Consider the following 15,518-nt stretch of genomic DNA (forward strand, 5'->3'; position numbering starts at 1 on the left):
CTCCATGTTGAAACGCTTCAGCCGCGCCCTCGCCGCCTCCACGCTGCTTGCCGGTGCGATGTTCGGCACCGCGCAGGCCGCCGAGACCATCACCTTCGGCATCATCTCCACCGAGTCCTCGCAGAACCTGCGCAGCGTCTGGGACCCCTTCCTCGCCGACATGAGCAAGCAGACCGGCTACGAGGTGAAAGCCTTCTTCGCCCCCGATTACGCCGGGGTGATCCAGGGCATGCGCTTCGACAAGGTCGACCTGGCCTGGTACGGCAACAAGTCGGCGATGGAAGCGGTGGACCGCGCTGGCGGTGAAGTCTTCGCCCAGACCGTCGCGGCCAACGGCAGCCCGGGCTACTACAGCCACCTGATCGTGCACAAGGACAGCGCCCTGAACTCGGTCGAGGACGTGCTGAAGAACGCCACGAGCCTGACCTTTGCCAACGGTGACCCGAACTCCACCTCCGGCTACCTGGTGCCCGGCTACTACGTGTTCGCCAAGAACAAGGTCGACGCCGGCCAGGCCTTCAAGCGCAGCCTCAACGGCAGCCACGAAGTGAACGCGCTGTCGGTGGCGAACAAGCAGGTCGATGTCGGCACCTTCAACAGCGAAGGCATGGAGCGCCTTGAGATCACCGCGCCGGACAAGGCTGCCCAACTCAAGGTGATCTGGACCTCGCCGTTGATCCCGGCCGACCCGCTGGTGTGGCGCAAGAGCCTGAGCGACGAGCAGAAAAACAGGCTGCGCGAGTTCTTCATGAGCTACGGCGCCAAGCCGGCCGAGAAGGAAATTCTCGCCGCGCTGCAGTGGGCTCCGTTCCGTGCTTCCGACAACGACCAGCTGCTGCCGATCCGCCAGCTGGAACTGTTCAAGAAGCGCAGCGAAGTCGCCGCCGACAGCAAGCTCTCCGACAGCGATCGCCAGGCCAAGCTGCAGGGCATCGACGACGAGCTGGCCAAGCTGGAACAGCGCATGGCCGAGCGCGAGCAGAAGAACGCCGCCAAGGCCAGCTGAGCAACGCCGGGCGTGGCGCGCTGGCGCCGCGCCCCCGTCCGCGCCGTTTTCGAGAACTGAACATGACCACTCTGAGCACCACACCGCCTCTGGCGGGCAACGACAAGCGCAGCTGGCTGCGCCTGCTCGGCTGGGGCCTGTGCCTGGCCGTGCTGGCCTGGTCCTGGCAGGGCGCGGAGATGAATCCGCTGCTGCTGATCCGCGACAGCGCCAACATGGCGACCTTTGCCGCCGACTTCTTCCCGCCGGACTTCAGCAACTGGCAGCTGTACCTCAGGGAGATGGTCACCACGGTGCACATCGCCCTCTGGGGCACCCTGCTGGCGATCGTCTGCGCCATCCCGCTGGGCATTCTCAGCTCCGAGAACATCGTGCCCTGGTGGGTCTACCAGCCGGTGCGCCGGCTGATGGACGCCTGCCGTTCGATCAACGAGATGGTCTTCGCCATGCTCTTCGTCGTCGCCGTCGGCCTCGGCCCCTTCGCCGGCGTGCTGGCGCTGTGGATCAGCACCACCGGCGTGCTCGCCAAGCTGTTCGCCGAAGCCGTGGAAGCCATCGAACCGGGCCCGGTGGAAGGTGTGCGTGCCACCGGTGCCAGTGCGCTGCAGGAAGTCATCTTCGGGGTGATTCCGCAGGTGCTGCCGCTGTGGATTTCCTACTCGCTGTACCGCTTCGAATCCAACGTGCGCTCGGCCACGGTGGTCGGCATGGTCGGCGCCGGCGGTATCGGCGTGATCCTCTGGGAAGCCATTCGCGGCTTCCAGTTCGGCCAGACCGCCGCCCTGCTGCTGATCATCATCGCCGTGGTGAGCCTGATCGACCTGCTCTCCCAGCGCCTGCGCAAGCGCTTCATCTGACGGAGTGAGGCGCCGTGCGCCTCTCGAAAAAACCATGCAGTTGTCTAGACAACCCAGCGAACCGCTCTACCTCGAACTGGCCCAGGTGCTGCGCGGCGAATTGCGCCACTACCGCATCGGCGACTTTCTCCCCGGCGAGATGCAGCTGGCGCGGCGCTTCGCGGTCAACCGCCACACCCTACGCCGCGCCGTCGACGAGCTGATCAACGAAGGCCGTCTGCTGCGCCGCCAGGGCAAGGGCACCCAGGTGTTGCAACGCCCGCTGGTGTATCCGCTGCAGGCCGACAGCGCCTACAGCGAATCGCTGGCCGCCCTCGGCTTGCGCACCGAGGCGCGCCTGCTCGCGCGCCGTCAGCTCAGCGCCAGCGCCGAGGAAGCACGTCACCTGCAACTGGCCGAAGGCGCCGCGCTGATCGAGCTGAGCACCCTGCGCCTGCTCGACGGCGAGCCGGTCAGCCTGATCCGCCACCGCTACTGCGCCAGCCACGCCGAACGGCTCGCCGACTACCAGGGCGGCTCGCTGCGCCGCTACCTCGGCGAACGCGGCCTGCCGCTGACGCGCCGTTTCAGCCTGATCGGCGCACGCCTGGCCGATCGCGACGAGGCCGCACAGCTGCTGATGCCCCTGCGCATGCCACTGCTGTCGGTGTTCACCCTGTCCTGCGATGCCGCCGGGCGACCGGTGGAGATCGCCCTTTCGGCCAGCCGTTCCGACCGCTTCCAGTACCAGGTCGCCACCTGATGGAGAACCCCATGCACACCCGCGAACAATCCCCGCGCCAGCGCTGGATGGCCGTGCTGGCCCGCGCCAGCGCCGCCGACCTGGCGCCTTTCGAGAGTGACCTGCACAACTGCGCCTACCAGCTGATCCGCCCCGCGGAAATCGGCATGACCCTGGTTCGCGGGCGCATGGGCGGCACCGGTGCGCCGTTCAACCTCGGCGAGATGAGCGTCACCCGCTGCGTGGTGCGCCTGGCCGACGGCAGCACCGGCTACAGCTACCGCGCCGGCCGCGACAAGCGCCAGGCCGAGCTCGCCGCGCTCGCCGACGCCCACCTGCAAGGCCCACAGCAGAGCCGCTGGCTCAATGAACTGATCGAACCGCTGGCCGCCGCGCAGGCCCGACGCGCCGCGCAAAAGGCCGCCGAAATCGCCACTACCCGCGTGGAGTTCTTCACGCTGCTGCGAGGAGAAGACTGATGAATCGCGCCCCATCCGACCTGTTGCAGGCCGCCTTCGCCGACCCGGTGCTGGATGCACAGAAAAGCTTTCGCGCCGCGCTCAAGTCCCTGGCCGAGCCGGGCACGCGCCAGCCGCTGGTCAGCGTCGCCGCCATCGACCATCTGCAGGCCGCCAGCTATGCGCTATGCCTGAGCCTGCTGGATAACGACACACCACTGTGGCTGGCGCCGGCCTTCGACACCCCGGCGATTCGCGCCAACCTGGCCTTCCACTGCGGCTGCCCGATCGTCGAGGCGCGTGAGGAGGCGATGTTCGCCCTGCTCGACGCCGCCGCGCTGGACGACCTCTCCGGCTTCTACAACGGCAGCGAGCGCTACCCGGACCAGTCCTGCACGCTGCTGATCCAGCTCGACCGACTCGACCGCGGCCCGGCGCTGAGCTGGCAGGGCCCGGGCATCGACGGCAGCCGCCTGGTCGGCCTGCCGCTGAAACCAGCGTTCTGGCAGCAGCGCGCCGCACGCAACGACTTCCCGCGTGGGCTCGATGCGCTGTTCTGCGCCGACGGCGAAGTGCTCGGCCTGCCGCGCAGCACGCGCATCGGCGATTCGCTGCAGGAGGTGGCCTGATGTACGTCGCGGTCAAGGGTGGCGAACAGGCCATCGACAACGCCCACGCGCTGCTGGCGAAGAAGCGCCGCGGCGATACCGGCATCGCCGAGCTCGGCGTCGAGCAGATTCGCCAGCAACTGCCGCTCGCCGTGGCGCGAGTGATGAGCGAAGGCTCGCTGTATGACGAGGAACTCGCTGCGCTGGCGATCAAGCAGGCCGTCGGCGATCTGGTCGAGGCGATCTTCCTCTTGCGCGCCTACCGCACCACGCTGCCGCGCTTCGCCGAAAGCCTGCCGCTGGACACCGGTGCCATGCAGCTCAGCCGGCGCATCTCGGCGACCTTCAAGGACGTGCCCGGCGGCCAGCTGCTCGGCCCGACCTTCGACTACACCCATCGCCTGCTCGATTTCGCCCTGCTCGCCGAAGGCGAACGCCCCGGCCCGCCAGTGGATGAAGGCGCCACGCTGAGCGACTGCCCGCGGGTACTCGGCCTGCTCGGCGAGGAAGGCCTGATGACGCCGGAAATCGACCGCGGCGAGCCGGTGCCGGACCTCACCCGCGAGCCGCTGGAGCTGCCGACGAGCCGCGCCGAACGCCTGCAGGCGCTGGCCCGCGGCGACGAGGGCTTCCTGCTGGCGCTGGGCTATTCGACCCAGCGCGGCTACGGCCGCAACCACCCGTTCGCCGGCGAGATTCGCATCGGCACCGCCGAGGTCTGGATCGAGCCACAGGAGCTGGGCTTTCCGGTCTGCCTCGGCGAGATCGAGCTGACCGAGTGCGAGATGGTCAACCAGTTCGTCGGCGAGAGCGCCGAGCAGGCGCAGTTCACCCGCGGCTACGGCCTGGCCTTCGGCTATGCCGAGCGCAAGGCGATGGGCATGGCGCTGGTCGACCGCGCGCTGCGTGCCGGCGAGTACGGCGAGGAAGTGCAGGGCCCGGCGCAGCAGGAGGAATTCGTCCTGATGCACTGCGACAACGTCGAGGCCGCCGGTTTCGTCTCGCACCTGAAGCTGCCGCACTACGTCGACTTCCAATCCGAGCTGGAGCTGATCCGCAAGCTGCGCCAGCCGCAGACCGAACCGGCCGAGGTAGCCGCCGAGACGCCGGCAAAGGAGAAACGCGCATGAATGCACAGGCCATTCCCGCCCGCGAGGCGGGCTACAACTTCGCCTACCTCGACGAGCAGACCAAGCGCATGATTCGCCGCGCACTGCTCAAGGCGGTCGCCATTCCCGGCTATCAGGTGCCCTTCGGCGGCCGCGAGATGCCGCTGCCCTACGGCTGGGGCACCGGCGGCATGCAGCTGACCGCGGCCATTCTCGGCGCCGACGACGTGCTCAAGGTGATCGACCAGGGCGCCGACGACACCACCAACGCGGTGTCGATCCGCCGCTTCTTCGCCCGCACCGCCGGGGTCGCCACCACCGAACGCACCCCGGAAGCGACGGTGATCCAGACCCGCCACCGCATCCCGGAAACCCCGCTCGCCGCCGGGCAGATCATGGTCTACCAGGTGCCGATCCCCGAGCCGCTGCGCTTCATCGAGCCGTCGGAAACCGAGACGCGCACCATGCACGCGCTGGGCGACTACGGCGTGATGCACGTGAAGCTCTACGAGGACATCGCCACCTTCGGCCACATCGCCACCAGCTACGCCTACCCGGTGACGGTGGACGGGCGCTACGTGATGGACCCCTCGCCGATTCCCAAATTCGACAACCCCAAGCTGGACCTGAGCCCGGCGCTGATGCTGTTCGGCGCCGGCCGCGAGAAGCGCCTCTACGCCGTGCCGCCGTACACCCGCGTGGTCAGCCTGGATTTCGAGGATCACCCGTTCCAGATCCAGCAATGGGAACAGTGCTGCGCCATCTGTGGCAGCGGCGATTCCTACCTCGACGAGCTGATCGTCGACGACGCCGGCAGCAAGCAGTTCGTCTGCTCGGATACCGACTATTGCGCGCAGCGCGCCCAGCCCCAGGAGAGCCGCCCATGAGTGCCGCCGAACAACCGCTGCCCGCCGCGGGCGTCGGCACCGAGCCGCTGTTCGCGGTGCGCGACCTGACCCGCCTGTACGGCCCGGACAAGGGCTGCCAGGGCGTGTCCTTCGAGCTCTACCCCGGCGAAGTGCTGGGCATCGTCGGCGAGTCCGGCTCCGGCAAGTCCACCCTGCTCTCGCTGCTCTGCGGCCGCTGCCCGCCGGATCGCGGCAGCGTGCAGTACCGCGATGCTGCCGGCGACTGGCTCGACCTCTACGCCGCCAGCGAAGCCGAGCGGCGCACGCTGCTGCGCACCGAATGGGGCTTCGTCGAACAGAACCCGCGCGACGGCCTGCGCATGGGGGTTTCCGCCGGCGCCAACATCGGCGAGCGGCTGATGGCCCAGGGCGTCAGGCATTACGGCCAGCTGCGCGCCGCCGGGCTGGATTGGCTCAGACAGGTGGAGATCGACCCGGCGCGCATCGACGACCTGCCGCGGACCTTCTCCGGCGGCATGCAGCAGCGCCTGCAGATCGCCCGCAACCTGGTTTCCAGTCCGAAGCTGGTGTTCATGGACGAACCCACCGGCGGCCTCGACGTGTCGGTGCAGGCACGCCTGCTCGACCTCCTGCGCGGGCTGGTGCGCGAGCTGGACCTGGCGGTGGTGATCGTCACCCACGACCTCGCCGTGGCACGCCTGCTGGCCGACCGGCTGATGGTTATGCGCCGCTCGCGGGTGGTGGAGTCGGGTCTGACCGACCAGATCCTCGACGACCCGCAGCACCCCTACACGCAGCTCTTGGTGTCCTCGGTGCTGCAGCCATGAAGGAATCCGTCATGACGAACCTGATCGAGGTCCGCGACCTCGCCAAGACCTTCACCCTGCACCAGCAGCACGGCGTCAGCCTGCAGGTGCTGCGCGGGCTGAACTTCACCGTCGCCGCCGGCGAGTGCCTGGTGCTGCACGGTCAGTCCGGCGCCGGCAAGTCGACCCTGCTGCGCACGCTGTACGGCAACTACCTGCCCGCCGGCGGCAGCATCCGTATCCGCCATGCCGGCGACTGGCTGGAGCTGGTCGGCGCCGAACCACGTCAGGTACTCGCGGTGCGCCGGCAGACGCTGGGCTACGTCAGCCAGTTCCTGCGGGTGATCCCGCGGGTGCCGGCGCTCGAGGTGGTGATGGAACCGGCGCTGGCGCGCGGCTGGACGCGTGTCGATGCCGAGGCGCGGGCCAAGGCGCTGCTGACCCGGCTGAACATTCCCGAACGGCTCTGGCAGCTGGCCCCCGGGACCTTTTCCGGCGGCGAGCAGCAGCGGGTCAACCTGGCGCGCGGCTTCATGGTGGGCTGGCCGGTGATGCTGCTCGACGAACCCACCGCGTCGCTGGACGAAGCCAACGCCGGCGTGGTGCTGGAACTGATCGGCGAGGCCAGGGCCGCCGGCAGCGCGCTGATAGGCATCTTCCACGACCGCGCGATCCGCGAGGCAGTCGCCGACCGTTACCTGGACATGACGCAGGAGGACCTGGCCCATGCCAGCTGAACAGATACTCAGCAACGCCCGCCTGGTGCTGGCCGATCAGGTGATCCACGGCAGCCTGCTGATCCGCGACGGCCTGATCGCCGATATCAGCGAAGGCGCCAGCAGCCTGCCGCAGGCCCAGGACCTGGGCGGCGACCTGCTGCTGCCGGGGCTGGTGGAACTGCACACCGACAATCTGGAAAAGCACATGAGCCCGCGCCCCGGCGTGGATTGGCCGTCCGCCTCGGCGGTGCTGACCCATGACGCGCAGATCGTCGCCGCCGGCATCACCACGGTGTTCGATGCGCTGTCGATCGGCGACATCAATCCCAAGGGCAAGCGCATGCAGCAGCTCGGGGTGATGCTCGAGGCCATCGCCGAGGCCGAAGCGGCCGGGCAGACCCGCGCCGAACACCGCCTGCACCTGCGCTGCGAAGTCAGCCACCCGCAGTGCCTGGAGCTGTTCCGCGAGCTAATCGAGCAGCCCCTGGTGCAGCTGGTCTCGGTGATGGACCACGCGCCGGGCCAGCGCCAGTTCGCGCGCATGGAGAAGTACCGCGAGTACTACATGGGCAAGTACCACCTGAGCCCGGCGGAGATGGATGCCTTCGTGACCGAGCAGCTGGCCAACTCGGCGCGGCACAGCGACCAGCAGCGCGCCGCCATCGTCGACATCTGCCGTAGCCGCGACCTGGCGCTGGCCAGCCACGACGACGCGACCCTGGAGCACGTTAGCGAGTCGGCGGACTACGGCATGGCCATCGCCGAATTCCCGACCACCTTCGAGGCCGCCGAGGCCAGCCACGCACGCGGGCTGAAGGTGCTGATGGGCGCGCCGAACATCGTCCGGGGCGGCTCGCACTCGGGCAACATCGCCGCTGCCGATCTGGCCCGGCGCGGCGTGCTGGACATCCTCTCCAGCGACTACTACCCGGCCAGCCTGCTGCAGGCCGCGCTGGGCCTGGCCGAACAGGACAACGGCTACGACCTGCCGCGCGCCATCGCCACCATCAGCCTGGCGCCGGCACGCGCGGCCGGGCTGGATGATCGCGGCGAGATCGCCGTCGGGCTGCGCGCCGACCTGGTCCAGGCGCAGGTGCACAAGGGCCAGCCGGTGATCGGCCAGGTCTGGCGCCAGGGTCGGCGGGTGTTCTGATGCATTCGCGCCCGCACCATGATGTCCCCTGCGGGGCGGCTTGCCGCTACCATGCCGGTCCACGCCCCGCGTTCTCCCGTCTCTGGAGGTGATCTGATGCAAGGCCGCCTGATCTACCTGATCGGCCCGTCCGGCGCCGGCAAGGACAGCCTGCTCGACGCTGCCCGCGCGCCGCTAGCCGAGCGTGGCGTGCGCATCGCCCGGCGGGTCATCACCCGCTCGGCCGAAGCCATCGGCGAAGCCGCACACTCGGTGAGCATCGAACAGTTCGAGCGCCTGGAGGCCGAGCGGGCGTTCGCCCTCGCCTGGCGCGCGAACGGGCTGGCCTACGGCATTCCCGCCGAAATCGACGCTTGGCTGGCGGCCGGCGAGGATGTGCTGGTCAACGGCTCGCGCGGCTATCTGCCCGAGGCGCGGCAGCGCTACCCGGACCTGCTGGCGGTATTGCTGACCGTCGAGCAGGACGTGCTGCGCGAGCGCCTGCTGACCCGCGGCCGGGAGACGCCCGAGCAGATCGAGGCACGCCTGGCGCGCAATGCACTGTTCAGCGGTGAGCTGGACGACTACGTCCGCGTGGACAATTCCGCTTCGCTGCAGAGCAGCGTCGAACGCCTGCTGCAGCTACTCGACGAGCACCGCCAATGCGGCTGACCCTGCTCGGCACCGGCGGCGCCGCACAGGTGCCGGTGTATAACTGCGCCTGTCCGGCCTGCCGCGCCGCGCAGCTCGACCCGCGTCGCCGCCGCCGTGTCTGCTCGGCGCTGGTGGAATGTGGCGACCAGCGTTGGCTGCTCGACAGCGGTCTGCCTGATCTCTGCGAGCGCTTCGCCCCGGGCAGCTTCAACGGCATCCTGCAGACCCATTACCACGCCGACCACGCCCAGGGCCTGCTGCAGCTGCGCTGGGGCGTGGGACTGCGCATCCCGGTGCACGGCCCGGACGATCCCCACGGCCTCGCCGATCTCTACAAGCATCCCGGCATCCTCGATTTCAGCGAGCCGTTCGCCGCCTTCGAGCAGCGATCGCTCGGCACGCTGCGCGTCACCGCGCTGCCACTGGTGCATTCGAAACCCACCTTCGGCTACCTGCTGGAAGGTCACGGGCGCCGTATCGCCTACCTCACCGACACCGTCGGTCTGCCGGACAGCACGCGCGAACGGCTGCAGGACACCGTGCTGGATGTGCTGGTGCTGGACTGCTCGACACCACCGCGCGACGCGCCACCGCGCAACCACAACGACCTGACCCGTGCGCTGCAGAGCATCGACGACCTGCAGCCGGCGCAAGCCGTGCTGACCCACATCGGCCACGAGCTGGATGCCTGGTTCATGCAGGCGTCACGGGAACTGCCGGGCAAGGTGTGCCTGGCATACGACGGGATGACGCTCTAGCGCTTCGCAGATAGGCGTTTCCATGGTCCAGAGGCGGGAGGACACCGAGCCGCCTGCTCGCGACGCGTGGAAAACGCTTCGCGGTTTTCCACCCTACGAGGGCCAATCCGATGGCCATGGCAGCGTAGGGTGGATAACGCGAAGCTTATCCACCATGGGTCCGTTGCATGGCGAAACGTCGGGCAGGCCTCCGACGCGTGGAAAACGCTGCGCGGTTTTCCACCCTACAGCCATGAAGCATGGAGCGGATTCCGGGCTGACGCAGGCTAGCGCCCCGGCTGCGGGCGGAAACCCGGCACGCTGCTCGGGCGTTCGACCCGCGCGGCCGGCATGCTGCAGTTGAGGTCACGGAACGGGCGTCCGTCGAGTTTCTGCCAACCCTCGCCCGGTGAGGTCTGGCGGCAGATGATGGTGCCGTCGACTTTGCTCTGCCATTGGTAATAGGGCGCCGGCGCGGCGCTGGCGGCGATGGGCAGGAACAGACTGAGGACGAGCAGAACGATGCGCATGGCGGACTTCGGCGTTGCGATGGCGCCACTCTAACGCTTCGGCCGCGCTACGCAAGCGCCGTCCGGCGCGCTCAGTACCAGACCCTGGCGGCCTCGCGCATGAAGATTTCCACGGTCTTCGGCCCGATCCCCTCGAATTCCGCCAGCCGCCGTTCCAGGTCCTTGCGGTTCTCGCTGAGTTCATGGATGCGCCCGAGCTTGCCGCCATATTCCTGGTTGAGCTTCTCGCAGAGCTTGAGCAGCCGCTCGGCGGTGGACTCGTCGTAGCGTACGTAGTGTCCTTCACCGAGCATGTCCACCAGCTGCTGCCAGCTGCAATTGCCCAGTTTTCGCGGCGTATCGCGCTTGTGCTTGTCGACGATGACGCGATACGCCTCGGCGGCGATGTCCTGCTGGATGCGCTTGCCGAACAGAAAGCTGGCGAGAAACCACTTGAACAGCGCGTGCTCACCGTCACTCATGTCGATGCCCAGATCCTTGGCGCTGATTTCCGCGCTCATGGCGAGCCTTCCATCGAACGATTCGTCTGTATTCGAAGCCCACGCGCCGGGCAAGTTTCGCGCTCACTTCCGCCCCGATAAGCGGTTTCTTGCCGAGGTCTCTCATCGCATAGGCGGATTTTTGCCTATCACCCTTGTCCATGCAGGCAGCAGCCCTTGTAGCAGGGGCTATGCGTGCCTGGCACGGCTTCTGCTACTAGCAATCTGCTCGATGCGATTCCAACGACAAGAAGAGCTGCCAGCGATATCCATCCTCCGGATCTTTCCGGTGCCATCGCCCCTCTGCTTGCTCGTCTGGCGCGTTCTTGAACGCGGCATCGTCTATCGTCAACATGCTGCGTCAACCAATAAAAACGAAACGGAGATCCACCATGAGACTGACCAAACGCCTGGGCCTGCTCGCTGCCGCTGCGGCCTTCACTGCCAGCACCGCGGCCGTCGCTGCGCCGACCTTCATCAACATCCTCACCGGCGGTACCAGCGGTGTGTACTACCCGATCGGCGTGGCCCTGTCGCAGCAGTACAACAAGATCGATGGCGCCAAGACTTCCGTGCAAGCCACCAAGGCTTCGGTGGAAAACCTCAACCTGCTGCAGGCCGGCCGTGGCGAACTGGCCTTCTCCCTGGGTGACTCGGTGGCCGATGCCTGGAACGGTGTCGAGGACGCCGGCTTCAAGGCTCCGCTCAAGCGCCTGCGCGCCATCGCCGGTACCTACAACAACTACATCCAGATCGTTGCCAGCGAAGAGTCCGGCATCAAGACTCTGGAAGACCTCAAGGGCAAGCGCATCTCCGTCGGCGCGCCGAAGTCCGGCACCGAGCTGAACGCCCGCGCGATCTTCAAGGCCGCCGGCCTGAGCTACGAGGACATGGGCCGCGTCGAGTTCCTGCCCTACGCCGAGTCGGTCGAGCTGATCAAGAACCGCCAGCTGGACGCCACCCTGCAGTCCTCGGGCCTGGGCATGGCCGCCATCCGCGACCTGGCCAGCACCATGCCGGTGACCTTCGTCGAGATTCCGGCCGCCGTGGTCGAGAAGATCGAGAGCGACGCCTACCAGGCCGGCGTGATTCCGGCCGGCACCTACGACGGTCAGGATGCCGACGTACCGACCGTGGCCATCACCAACATTCTGGTCAGCCATGAGAAGGTTTCCGACGAAGTGGCCTACCAGATGACCAAGCTGATGTTCGACAACCTGTCGGCCCTGGGCAACGCTCACTCCGCCGCCAAGGACATCAAGCTGGAAAACGCCACCAAGAACCTGCCGATCCCGCTGCACCCGGGCGCCGAGCGCTTCTACAAGGAAGCCGGGGTTCTCAAGTAACCCAGCGCTGACAGACGGGCGGAGCGGGCCCTGCGGCCTGCTCCAGCCCGCATCCTTGTAGCAGCAGGCTTGCCCGCGTTGCCTCGTTGGCAAGCCTGCTTCTACAGGCCCCCACCTTGCAGTGAGAGAATGATTCCATGAGCGAAAGCCAAGGGCTGCACGCCAGCCCCAGCGAATGGCCGAGGGCGCTGTTCTACGTCGCCCTGCTGTTCTCCATCTATCAGATCGTCACCGCCGCCTTTCACCCGGTGTCCAGCCAGGTGCTGCGCGCCGGTCACGTCGGCTTCCTGTTGCTGCTGGTGTTCCTCTGCTACCCGGCGCGCGGCAACGGCAAGCCGTTCCAGCCCGTGGCCTGGGTACTTGGCCTGGCCGGTTTCGCGACCTTCATCTACCAGTGGTATTTCGAGGCTGACCTGATCCAGCGCTCCGGCGACATGACCACCACCGACATGGTGGTCGGCCTGACGCTGATCGTGCTGGTGTTCGAGGCCGCGCGCCGGGTCATGGGCATCGCCCTGCCGATCATCTGCGGGCTGTTCCTCGCCTATGGCCTGCTCGGCGAATACCTGCCCGGTGATCTCGCGCACCGCGGCTATTACCTGGACCAGATCGTCAACCAGCTGTCGTTCGGCACCGAAGGCCTGTACGGCACGCCGACCTACGTTTCGGCGACTTACATCTTCCTCTTCATCCTGTTCGGCTCGTTCCTCGAGCAGGCGGGCATGATCAAGCTGTTCACCGACTTCGCCATGGGTCTGTTCGGCCACAAGCTCGGCGGCCCGGCCAAGGTGTCGGTGGTGTCCTCGGCGCTGATGGGCACCATCACCGGTTCCGGCGTGGCCAACGTGGTCACCACCGGCCAGTTCACCATCCCGCTGATGAAGCGCTTCGGTTATCGCCCGGCCTTCGCCGGTGGCGTCGAGGCGACCTCGTCGATGGGCAGCCAGATCATGCCGCCGGTGATGGGCGCGGTAGCGTTCATCATGGCCGAAACCATCAACGTGCCCTTCGTCGAGATCGCCAAGGCCGCGCTGATCCCCGCGCTGCTGTACTTCGGCTCGGTGTTCTGGATGGTCCACCTGGAAGCCAAGCGCGCCGGTCTCAAGGGCCTGCCGAAAGACGAATGCCCGAGTGCCTGGGCCGCGGTGAAGGAGCGCTGGTACCTGCTGATCCCGCTGCTGGTGCTGGTCTGGCTGCTGTTCTCCGGACGCACGCCGATGTTCGCCGGCACCATCGGCCTGGCGCTGACGGCCATCGTCATCCTCGGCTCGGCGATCATCCTCAAGGTGTCGTCGTTCGGCCTGCGCATCGCCTTCTGGATCGCCCTCGGCCTGCTCTGCGCCGGGTTCTTCCAGCTCGGCATCGGGGTGATCTTCGGCGTCATCGCCGCGCTGGTGGCCGTGTGCTGGTTCATCAAGGGCGGTCGCGACACCCTGACCATCTGCCTGCACGCGCTGGTCGAAGGTGCGCGCCATGCGGTGCCGGTGGGTATCGCCTGCGCCCTGGTCGGCGTGATCATCGGCATCGTTTCGCTGACTGGCGTGGCCTCGACCTTTGCTGGCTACATCCTCGCGGTCGGCGAGAACAACCTGTTCCTCTCGCTCATCCTGACCATGCTGACCTGCCTGGTGCTGGGCATGGGCATCCCGACCATTCCCAACTACATCATCACCAGCTCGATCGCCGCACCCGCGCTGCTCGACCTTGGCGTGCCGCTGATCGTCTCGCACATGTTCGTCTTCTACTTCGGCATCATGGCCGACCTGACTCCGCCGGTGGCGCTGGCCTGCTTCGCCGCCGCGCCGATCGCCAAGGAGAAGGGCCTGAAGATCAGCATGTGGGCCATCCGCATCGCCATCGCCGGTTTCATCGTGCCGTTCATGGCGGTGTACAACCCGGCGCTGATGATGCAAGGCGGGGACTGGGGCGCCACGCTGTACATGCTGTTCAAGGCGGCGTTCGCCATCGGCCTGTGGGGCGCGGTGTTCACCGGCTACCTGCAGCGGCCCATGGCGCTGTGGGAAAAAGTGCTGGGCTTCGTCGCCGGTGCCGCGATGATCCTCGCCACGCCGATGAGTGACGAGGTCGGCTTCGCCCTCGGCGCGATCTTCCTCGCTCAGCACATCTGGCGCGCCCGTCGCGCCGAGCCGGCGGCGGCGTGATCGGTCTGTGCCTGGGGCTGGCCGGTGTGGTGTGGGCCGAAGTGCCCACGCCCACCTTCACCCTGGCGTGGAACCACACGATCGAGAAGATCCGCTGGGAAGAGGATTACCGCGTGACGCCGGACGGGCTGCTACTCGGCGAAGCGCGGGTCAAGGGTTCTGGTGCCGGGATGGAAATCCCGGATGACGCCGAACTGCGTGACGGGGCCTGGCACTACCAGCGCCAGATGCCAGCGTTGCCACTCCTGCGCCTGGGGCGAACCCCCGAGGCAGGGGATTACCAACTGTGTTTTGACCAGCGTTGCCACGCGATGAGCGAATGGCTAGGCCCGCCACAAGCGGACCAGCCGGCGCTGGAAGTCTGGGGCTGTACCGTGCAAGCGGCGAGTGTCGGGAACGATTGACCGGCTGGCCGGTGATCGTTGAAGAGGGGTGTTCGCGCAGACGGCACCCCTTTTTCTTTGGTCCTTTGCCGGCCTAGCAGGCTGGGTGAGCTGGATGAACGTTTTTGCCTCATGGCCGTTAGCCAGTCGCCTGACGGCCTGGTTTCGCCCTGCTGGGCGAGTTTCTTTTGGCAGTCGCCCCAAAAGAAACCAAAAGGTCTATGCCCCTGCCATCCGGCCCCGCGCTTCGCGCGGGGTACGTTCGCTCCATCGCTGCTCCAGGGGTCGGCTTACAAGGGCCATCCATGGCCCTTTAAGCCTTTCGCCGCATCCCTGCGGCTCAACCCCTTACACAGCGATTCCACTCACCCTCCTGATGGGGCGCTGCGTGTCGCCTGATACTTCGTGCGAACAAAAGCAAGAACTCGACAAATCCCAGTAGCCCTGGGAGCCACTGCTGCAATCCTACGGCAGATGCGTTTAGCGGCAAGGTGGCGCCGGGAGCGGCTATCTACTCAAAAGCGTGGGAATAGCTAACGAATTCTTGGCTTGGCTTTAGCGCACAGGCCCTCAGGCGACTCCAGACGCCCCTTCAGTAGGGTGAACGAAGCCGTCGTGGAGAGGGGCGAGCCGCAGGGATGCGGCGAGAGCCGTAAAGGGCCATGGATGGCCCTTGTACGGCGACCCTCGGAGCGGCGGCGTAGGGAACGAACCCGGAGCGAAGCGCAGGGCCGGATGCAGGGGCAAAGCGTTTTTGGTTACTTTTTCCGCGCCTGGAAAAAGTGACTCGCCCAGCAGGGCGAAACCAAGCTCCCAAGCAGCTCGGAAATCGGACACTACAAAAAGCCGATAATGCCCCTAACTCCGCAGCACCTTTCCGCGCCCAAAAAAAAGACGCACACCCCTTTCGATGGTGTGCGCCAAAGCGTCCCACTCACACGC

Annotated in this window: 17 protein-coding genes; 15 read left to right on the forward strand and 2 right to left on the reverse strand. The window is 67.0% G+C overall.

Going from position 1 to position 15,518, the window contains the following annotated elements:
* Positions 1–4 precede the first annotated feature (4 nt).
* From phnD to phnP, 12 genes are all read left to right on the forward strand, one after another.
* Positions 5–1,006: a phosphonate ABC transporter substrate-binding protein gene (gene phnD / locus OUY36_RS21420; RefSeq protein ID WP_267935988.1), complete on the forward strand. Its 1,002-nt coding sequence runs from the start codon at positions 5–7 to the stop codon at positions 1,004–1,006.
* 62 nt (positions 1,007–1,068) lie between these two features.
* On the forward strand, positions 1,069–1,863 hold the full coding sequence (gene phnE / locus OUY36_RS21425) for a phosphonate ABC transporter, permease protein PhnE (protein WP_267935989.1): 795 nt from the start codon (positions 1,069–1,071) through the stop codon (positions 1,861–1,863).
* A gap of 34 nt (positions 1,864–1,897) precedes the next feature.
* On the forward strand, positions 1,898–2,605 hold the full coding sequence (gene phnF / locus OUY36_RS21430) for a phosphonate metabolism transcriptional regulator PhnF (RefSeq protein ID WP_156246250.1): 708 nt from the start codon (positions 1,898–1,900) through the stop codon (positions 2,603–2,605).
* A gap of 11 nt (positions 2,606–2,616) precedes the next feature.
* Positions 2,617–3,063, forward strand: a complete 447-nt coding sequence (gene phnG, locus OUY36_RS21435) for a phosphonate C-P lyase system protein PhnG (RefSeq protein ID WP_267935991.1) — start codon at positions 2,617–2,619, stop codon at positions 3,061–3,063.
* On the forward strand, positions 3,063–3,671 hold the full coding sequence (phnH, locus tag OUY36_RS21440) for a phosphonate C-P lyase system protein PhnH (protein ID WP_003303854.1): 609 nt from the start codon (positions 3,063–3,065) through the stop codon (positions 3,669–3,671). Before phnG ends, phnH begins: the two co-directional genes overlap by 1 nt.
* Positions 3,671–4,780, forward strand: a complete 1,110-nt coding sequence (locus tag OUY36_RS21445; RefSeq protein WP_267935993.1) for a carbon-phosphorus lyase complex subunit PhnI — start codon at positions 3,671–3,673, stop codon at positions 4,778–4,780. The genes phnH and OUY36_RS21445 overlap by 1 nt, the downstream gene beginning before the upstream one ends.
* Positions 4,777–5,646, forward strand: a complete 870-nt coding sequence (locus OUY36_RS21450) for an alpha-D-ribose 1-methylphosphonate 5-phosphate C-P-lyase PhnJ (protein WP_267935994.1) — start codon at positions 4,777–4,779, stop codon at positions 5,644–5,646. Before OUY36_RS21445 ends, OUY36_RS21450 begins: the two co-directional genes overlap by 4 nt.
* Positions 5,643–6,455, forward strand: a complete 813-nt coding sequence (gene phnK / locus OUY36_RS21455) for a phosphonate C-P lyase system protein PhnK (RefSeq protein WP_267935995.1) — start codon at positions 5,643–5,645, stop codon at positions 6,453–6,455. Before OUY36_RS21450 ends, phnK begins: the two co-directional genes overlap by 4 nt.
* A gap of 11 nt (positions 6,456–6,466) precedes the next feature.
* Complete coding sequence (gene phnL, locus OUY36_RS21460) at positions 6,467–7,171, forward strand: phosphonate C-P lyase system protein PhnL (protein ID WP_122097688.1); 705 nt, start codon at positions 6,467–6,469, stop codon at positions 7,169–7,171.
* Positions 7,161–8,306: an alpha-D-ribose 1-methylphosphonate 5-triphosphate diphosphatase gene (locus OUY36_RS21465; protein WP_267935997.1), complete on the forward strand. Its 1,146-nt coding sequence runs from the start codon at positions 7,161–7,163 to the stop codon at positions 8,304–8,306. Before phnL ends, OUY36_RS21465 begins: the two co-directional genes overlap by 11 nt.
* A gap of 96 nt (positions 8,307–8,402) precedes the next feature.
* On the forward strand, positions 8,403–8,957 hold the full coding sequence (phnN, locus tag OUY36_RS21470; RefSeq protein WP_102839038.1) for a phosphonate metabolism protein/1,5-bisphosphokinase (PRPP-forming) PhnN: 555 nt from the start codon (positions 8,403–8,405) through the stop codon (positions 8,955–8,957).
* On the forward strand, positions 8,948–9,697 hold the full coding sequence (gene phnP / locus OUY36_RS21475; RefSeq protein ID WP_267935998.1) for a phosphonate metabolism protein PhnP: 750 nt from the start codon (positions 8,948–8,950) through the stop codon (positions 9,695–9,697). The genes phnN and phnP overlap by 10 nt, the downstream gene beginning before the upstream one ends.
* 266 nt (positions 9,698–9,963) lie before the next feature.
* On the opposite strand, the gene OUY36_RS21480 is transcribed toward phnP, so the two are convergent.
* Positions 9,964–10,206, reverse strand: coding sequence for a hypothetical protein (locus OUY36_RS21480; RefSeq protein ID WP_063540180.1), 243 nt, complete (start codon positions 10,204–10,206; stop codon positions 9,964–9,966).
* A 71-nt stretch (positions 10,207–10,277) separates the two neighbouring features.
* Complete coding sequence (locus tag OUY36_RS21485) at positions 10,278–10,706, reverse strand: DNA methylase (protein ID WP_017244205.1); 429 nt, start codon at positions 10,704–10,706, stop codon at positions 10,278–10,280.
* A 371-nt stretch (positions 10,707–11,077) separates the two neighbouring features.
* Between OUY36_RS21485 and OUY36_RS21490 the strand changes: the two genes are divergently transcribed.
* From OUY36_RS21490 to OUY36_RS21500, 3 genes are all read left to right on the forward strand, one after another.
* Positions 11,078–12,031 carry a TAXI family TRAP transporter solute-binding subunit gene (locus OUY36_RS21490; RefSeq protein WP_011915125.1) on the forward strand — a complete coding sequence of 318 codons (954 nt, stop codon included), beginning with the start codon at positions 11,078–11,080 and terminating at the stop codon, positions 12,029–12,031.
* Between the two features lie 137 nt (positions 12,032–12,168).
* A complete protein-coding gene (locus OUY36_RS21495) occupies positions 12,169–14,193 on the forward strand; it encodes a TRAP transporter permease (RefSeq protein WP_267936000.1) in 2,025 nt (674 codons plus the stop codon).
* Complete coding sequence (locus OUY36_RS21500) at positions 14,190–14,597, forward strand: DUF1850 domain-containing protein (protein WP_200597114.1); 408 nt, start codon at positions 14,190–14,192, stop codon at positions 14,595–14,597. Before OUY36_RS21495 ends, OUY36_RS21500 begins: the two co-directional genes overlap by 4 nt.
* The last annotated feature ends 921 nt before the right edge of the window (positions 14,598–15,518 follow it).

Origin of the sequence: Stutzerimonas sp. R40042, assembly GCF_026642215.1 — a bacterium.
Classification (GTDB): Bacteria; Pseudomonadota; Gammaproteobacteria; order Pseudomonadales; family Pseudomonadaceae; genus Stutzerimonas; species Stutzerimonas frequens.

What these genes read in the sequence shown, in the direction of transcription:
- phnD (WP_267935988.1), top strand. Translation starts at nt 5, where the DNA reads ATGTTGAAACGCTTCAGCCGCGCCCTCGCCGCCTCCACGCTGCTTGCC.
- phnE (WP_267935989.1), top strand. Translation starts at nt 1,069, where the DNA reads ATGACCACTCTGAGCACCACACCGCCTCTGGCGGGCAACGACAAGCGC.
- phnF (WP_156246250.1), top strand. Translation starts at nt 1,898, where the DNA reads ATGCAGTTGTCTAGACAACCCAGCGAACCGCTCTACCTCGAACTGGCC.
- phnG (WP_267935991.1), top strand. Translation starts at nt 2,617, where the DNA reads ATGCACACCCGCGAACAATCCCCGCGCCAGCGCTGGATGGCCGTGCTG.
- phnH (WP_003303854.1), top strand. Translation starts at nt 3,063, where the DNA reads ATGAATCGCGCCCCATCCGACCTGTTGCAGGCCGCCTTCGCCGACCCG.
- OUY36_RS21445 (WP_267935993.1), top strand. Translation starts at nt 3,671, where the DNA reads ATGTACGTCGCGGTCAAGGGTGGCGAACAGGCCATCGACAACGCCCAC.
- OUY36_RS21450 (WP_267935994.1), top strand. Translation starts at nt 4,777, where the DNA reads ATGAATGCACAGGCCATTCCCGCCCGCGAGGCGGGCTACAACTTCGCC.
- phnK (WP_267935995.1), top strand. Translation starts at nt 5,643, where the DNA reads ATGAGTGCCGCCGAACAACCGCTGCCCGCCGCGGGCGTCGGCACCGAG.
- phnL (WP_122097688.1), top strand. Translation starts at nt 6,467, where the DNA reads ATGACGAACCTGATCGAGGTCCGCGACCTCGCCAAGACCTTCACCCTG.
- OUY36_RS21465 (WP_267935997.1), top strand. Translation starts at nt 7,161, where the DNA reads ATGCCAGCTGAACAGATACTCAGCAACGCCCGCCTGGTGCTGGCCGAT.
- phnN (WP_102839038.1), top strand. Translation starts at nt 8,403, where the DNA reads ATGCAAGGCCGCCTGATCTACCTGATCGGCCCGTCCGGCGCCGGCAAG.
- phnP (WP_267935998.1), top strand. Translation starts at nt 8,948, where the DNA reads ATGCGGCTGACCCTGCTCGGCACCGGCGGCGCCGCACAGGTGCCGGTG.
- OUY36_RS21480 (WP_063540180.1), bottom strand. Translation starts at nt 10,206, where the DNA reads ATGCGCATCGTTCTGCTCGTCCTCAGTCTGTTCCTGCCCATCGCCGCC.
- OUY36_RS21485 (WP_017244205.1), bottom strand. Translation starts at nt 10,706, where the DNA reads ATGAGCGCGGAAATCAGCGCCAAGGATCTGGGCATCGACATGAGTGAC.
- OUY36_RS21490 (WP_011915125.1), top strand. Translation starts at nt 11,078, where the DNA reads ATGAGACTGACCAAACGCCTGGGCCTGCTCGCTGCCGCTGCGGCCTTC.
- OUY36_RS21495 (WP_267936000.1), top strand. Translation starts at nt 12,169, where the DNA reads ATGAGCGAAAGCCAAGGGCTGCACGCCAGCCCCAGCGAATGGCCGAGG.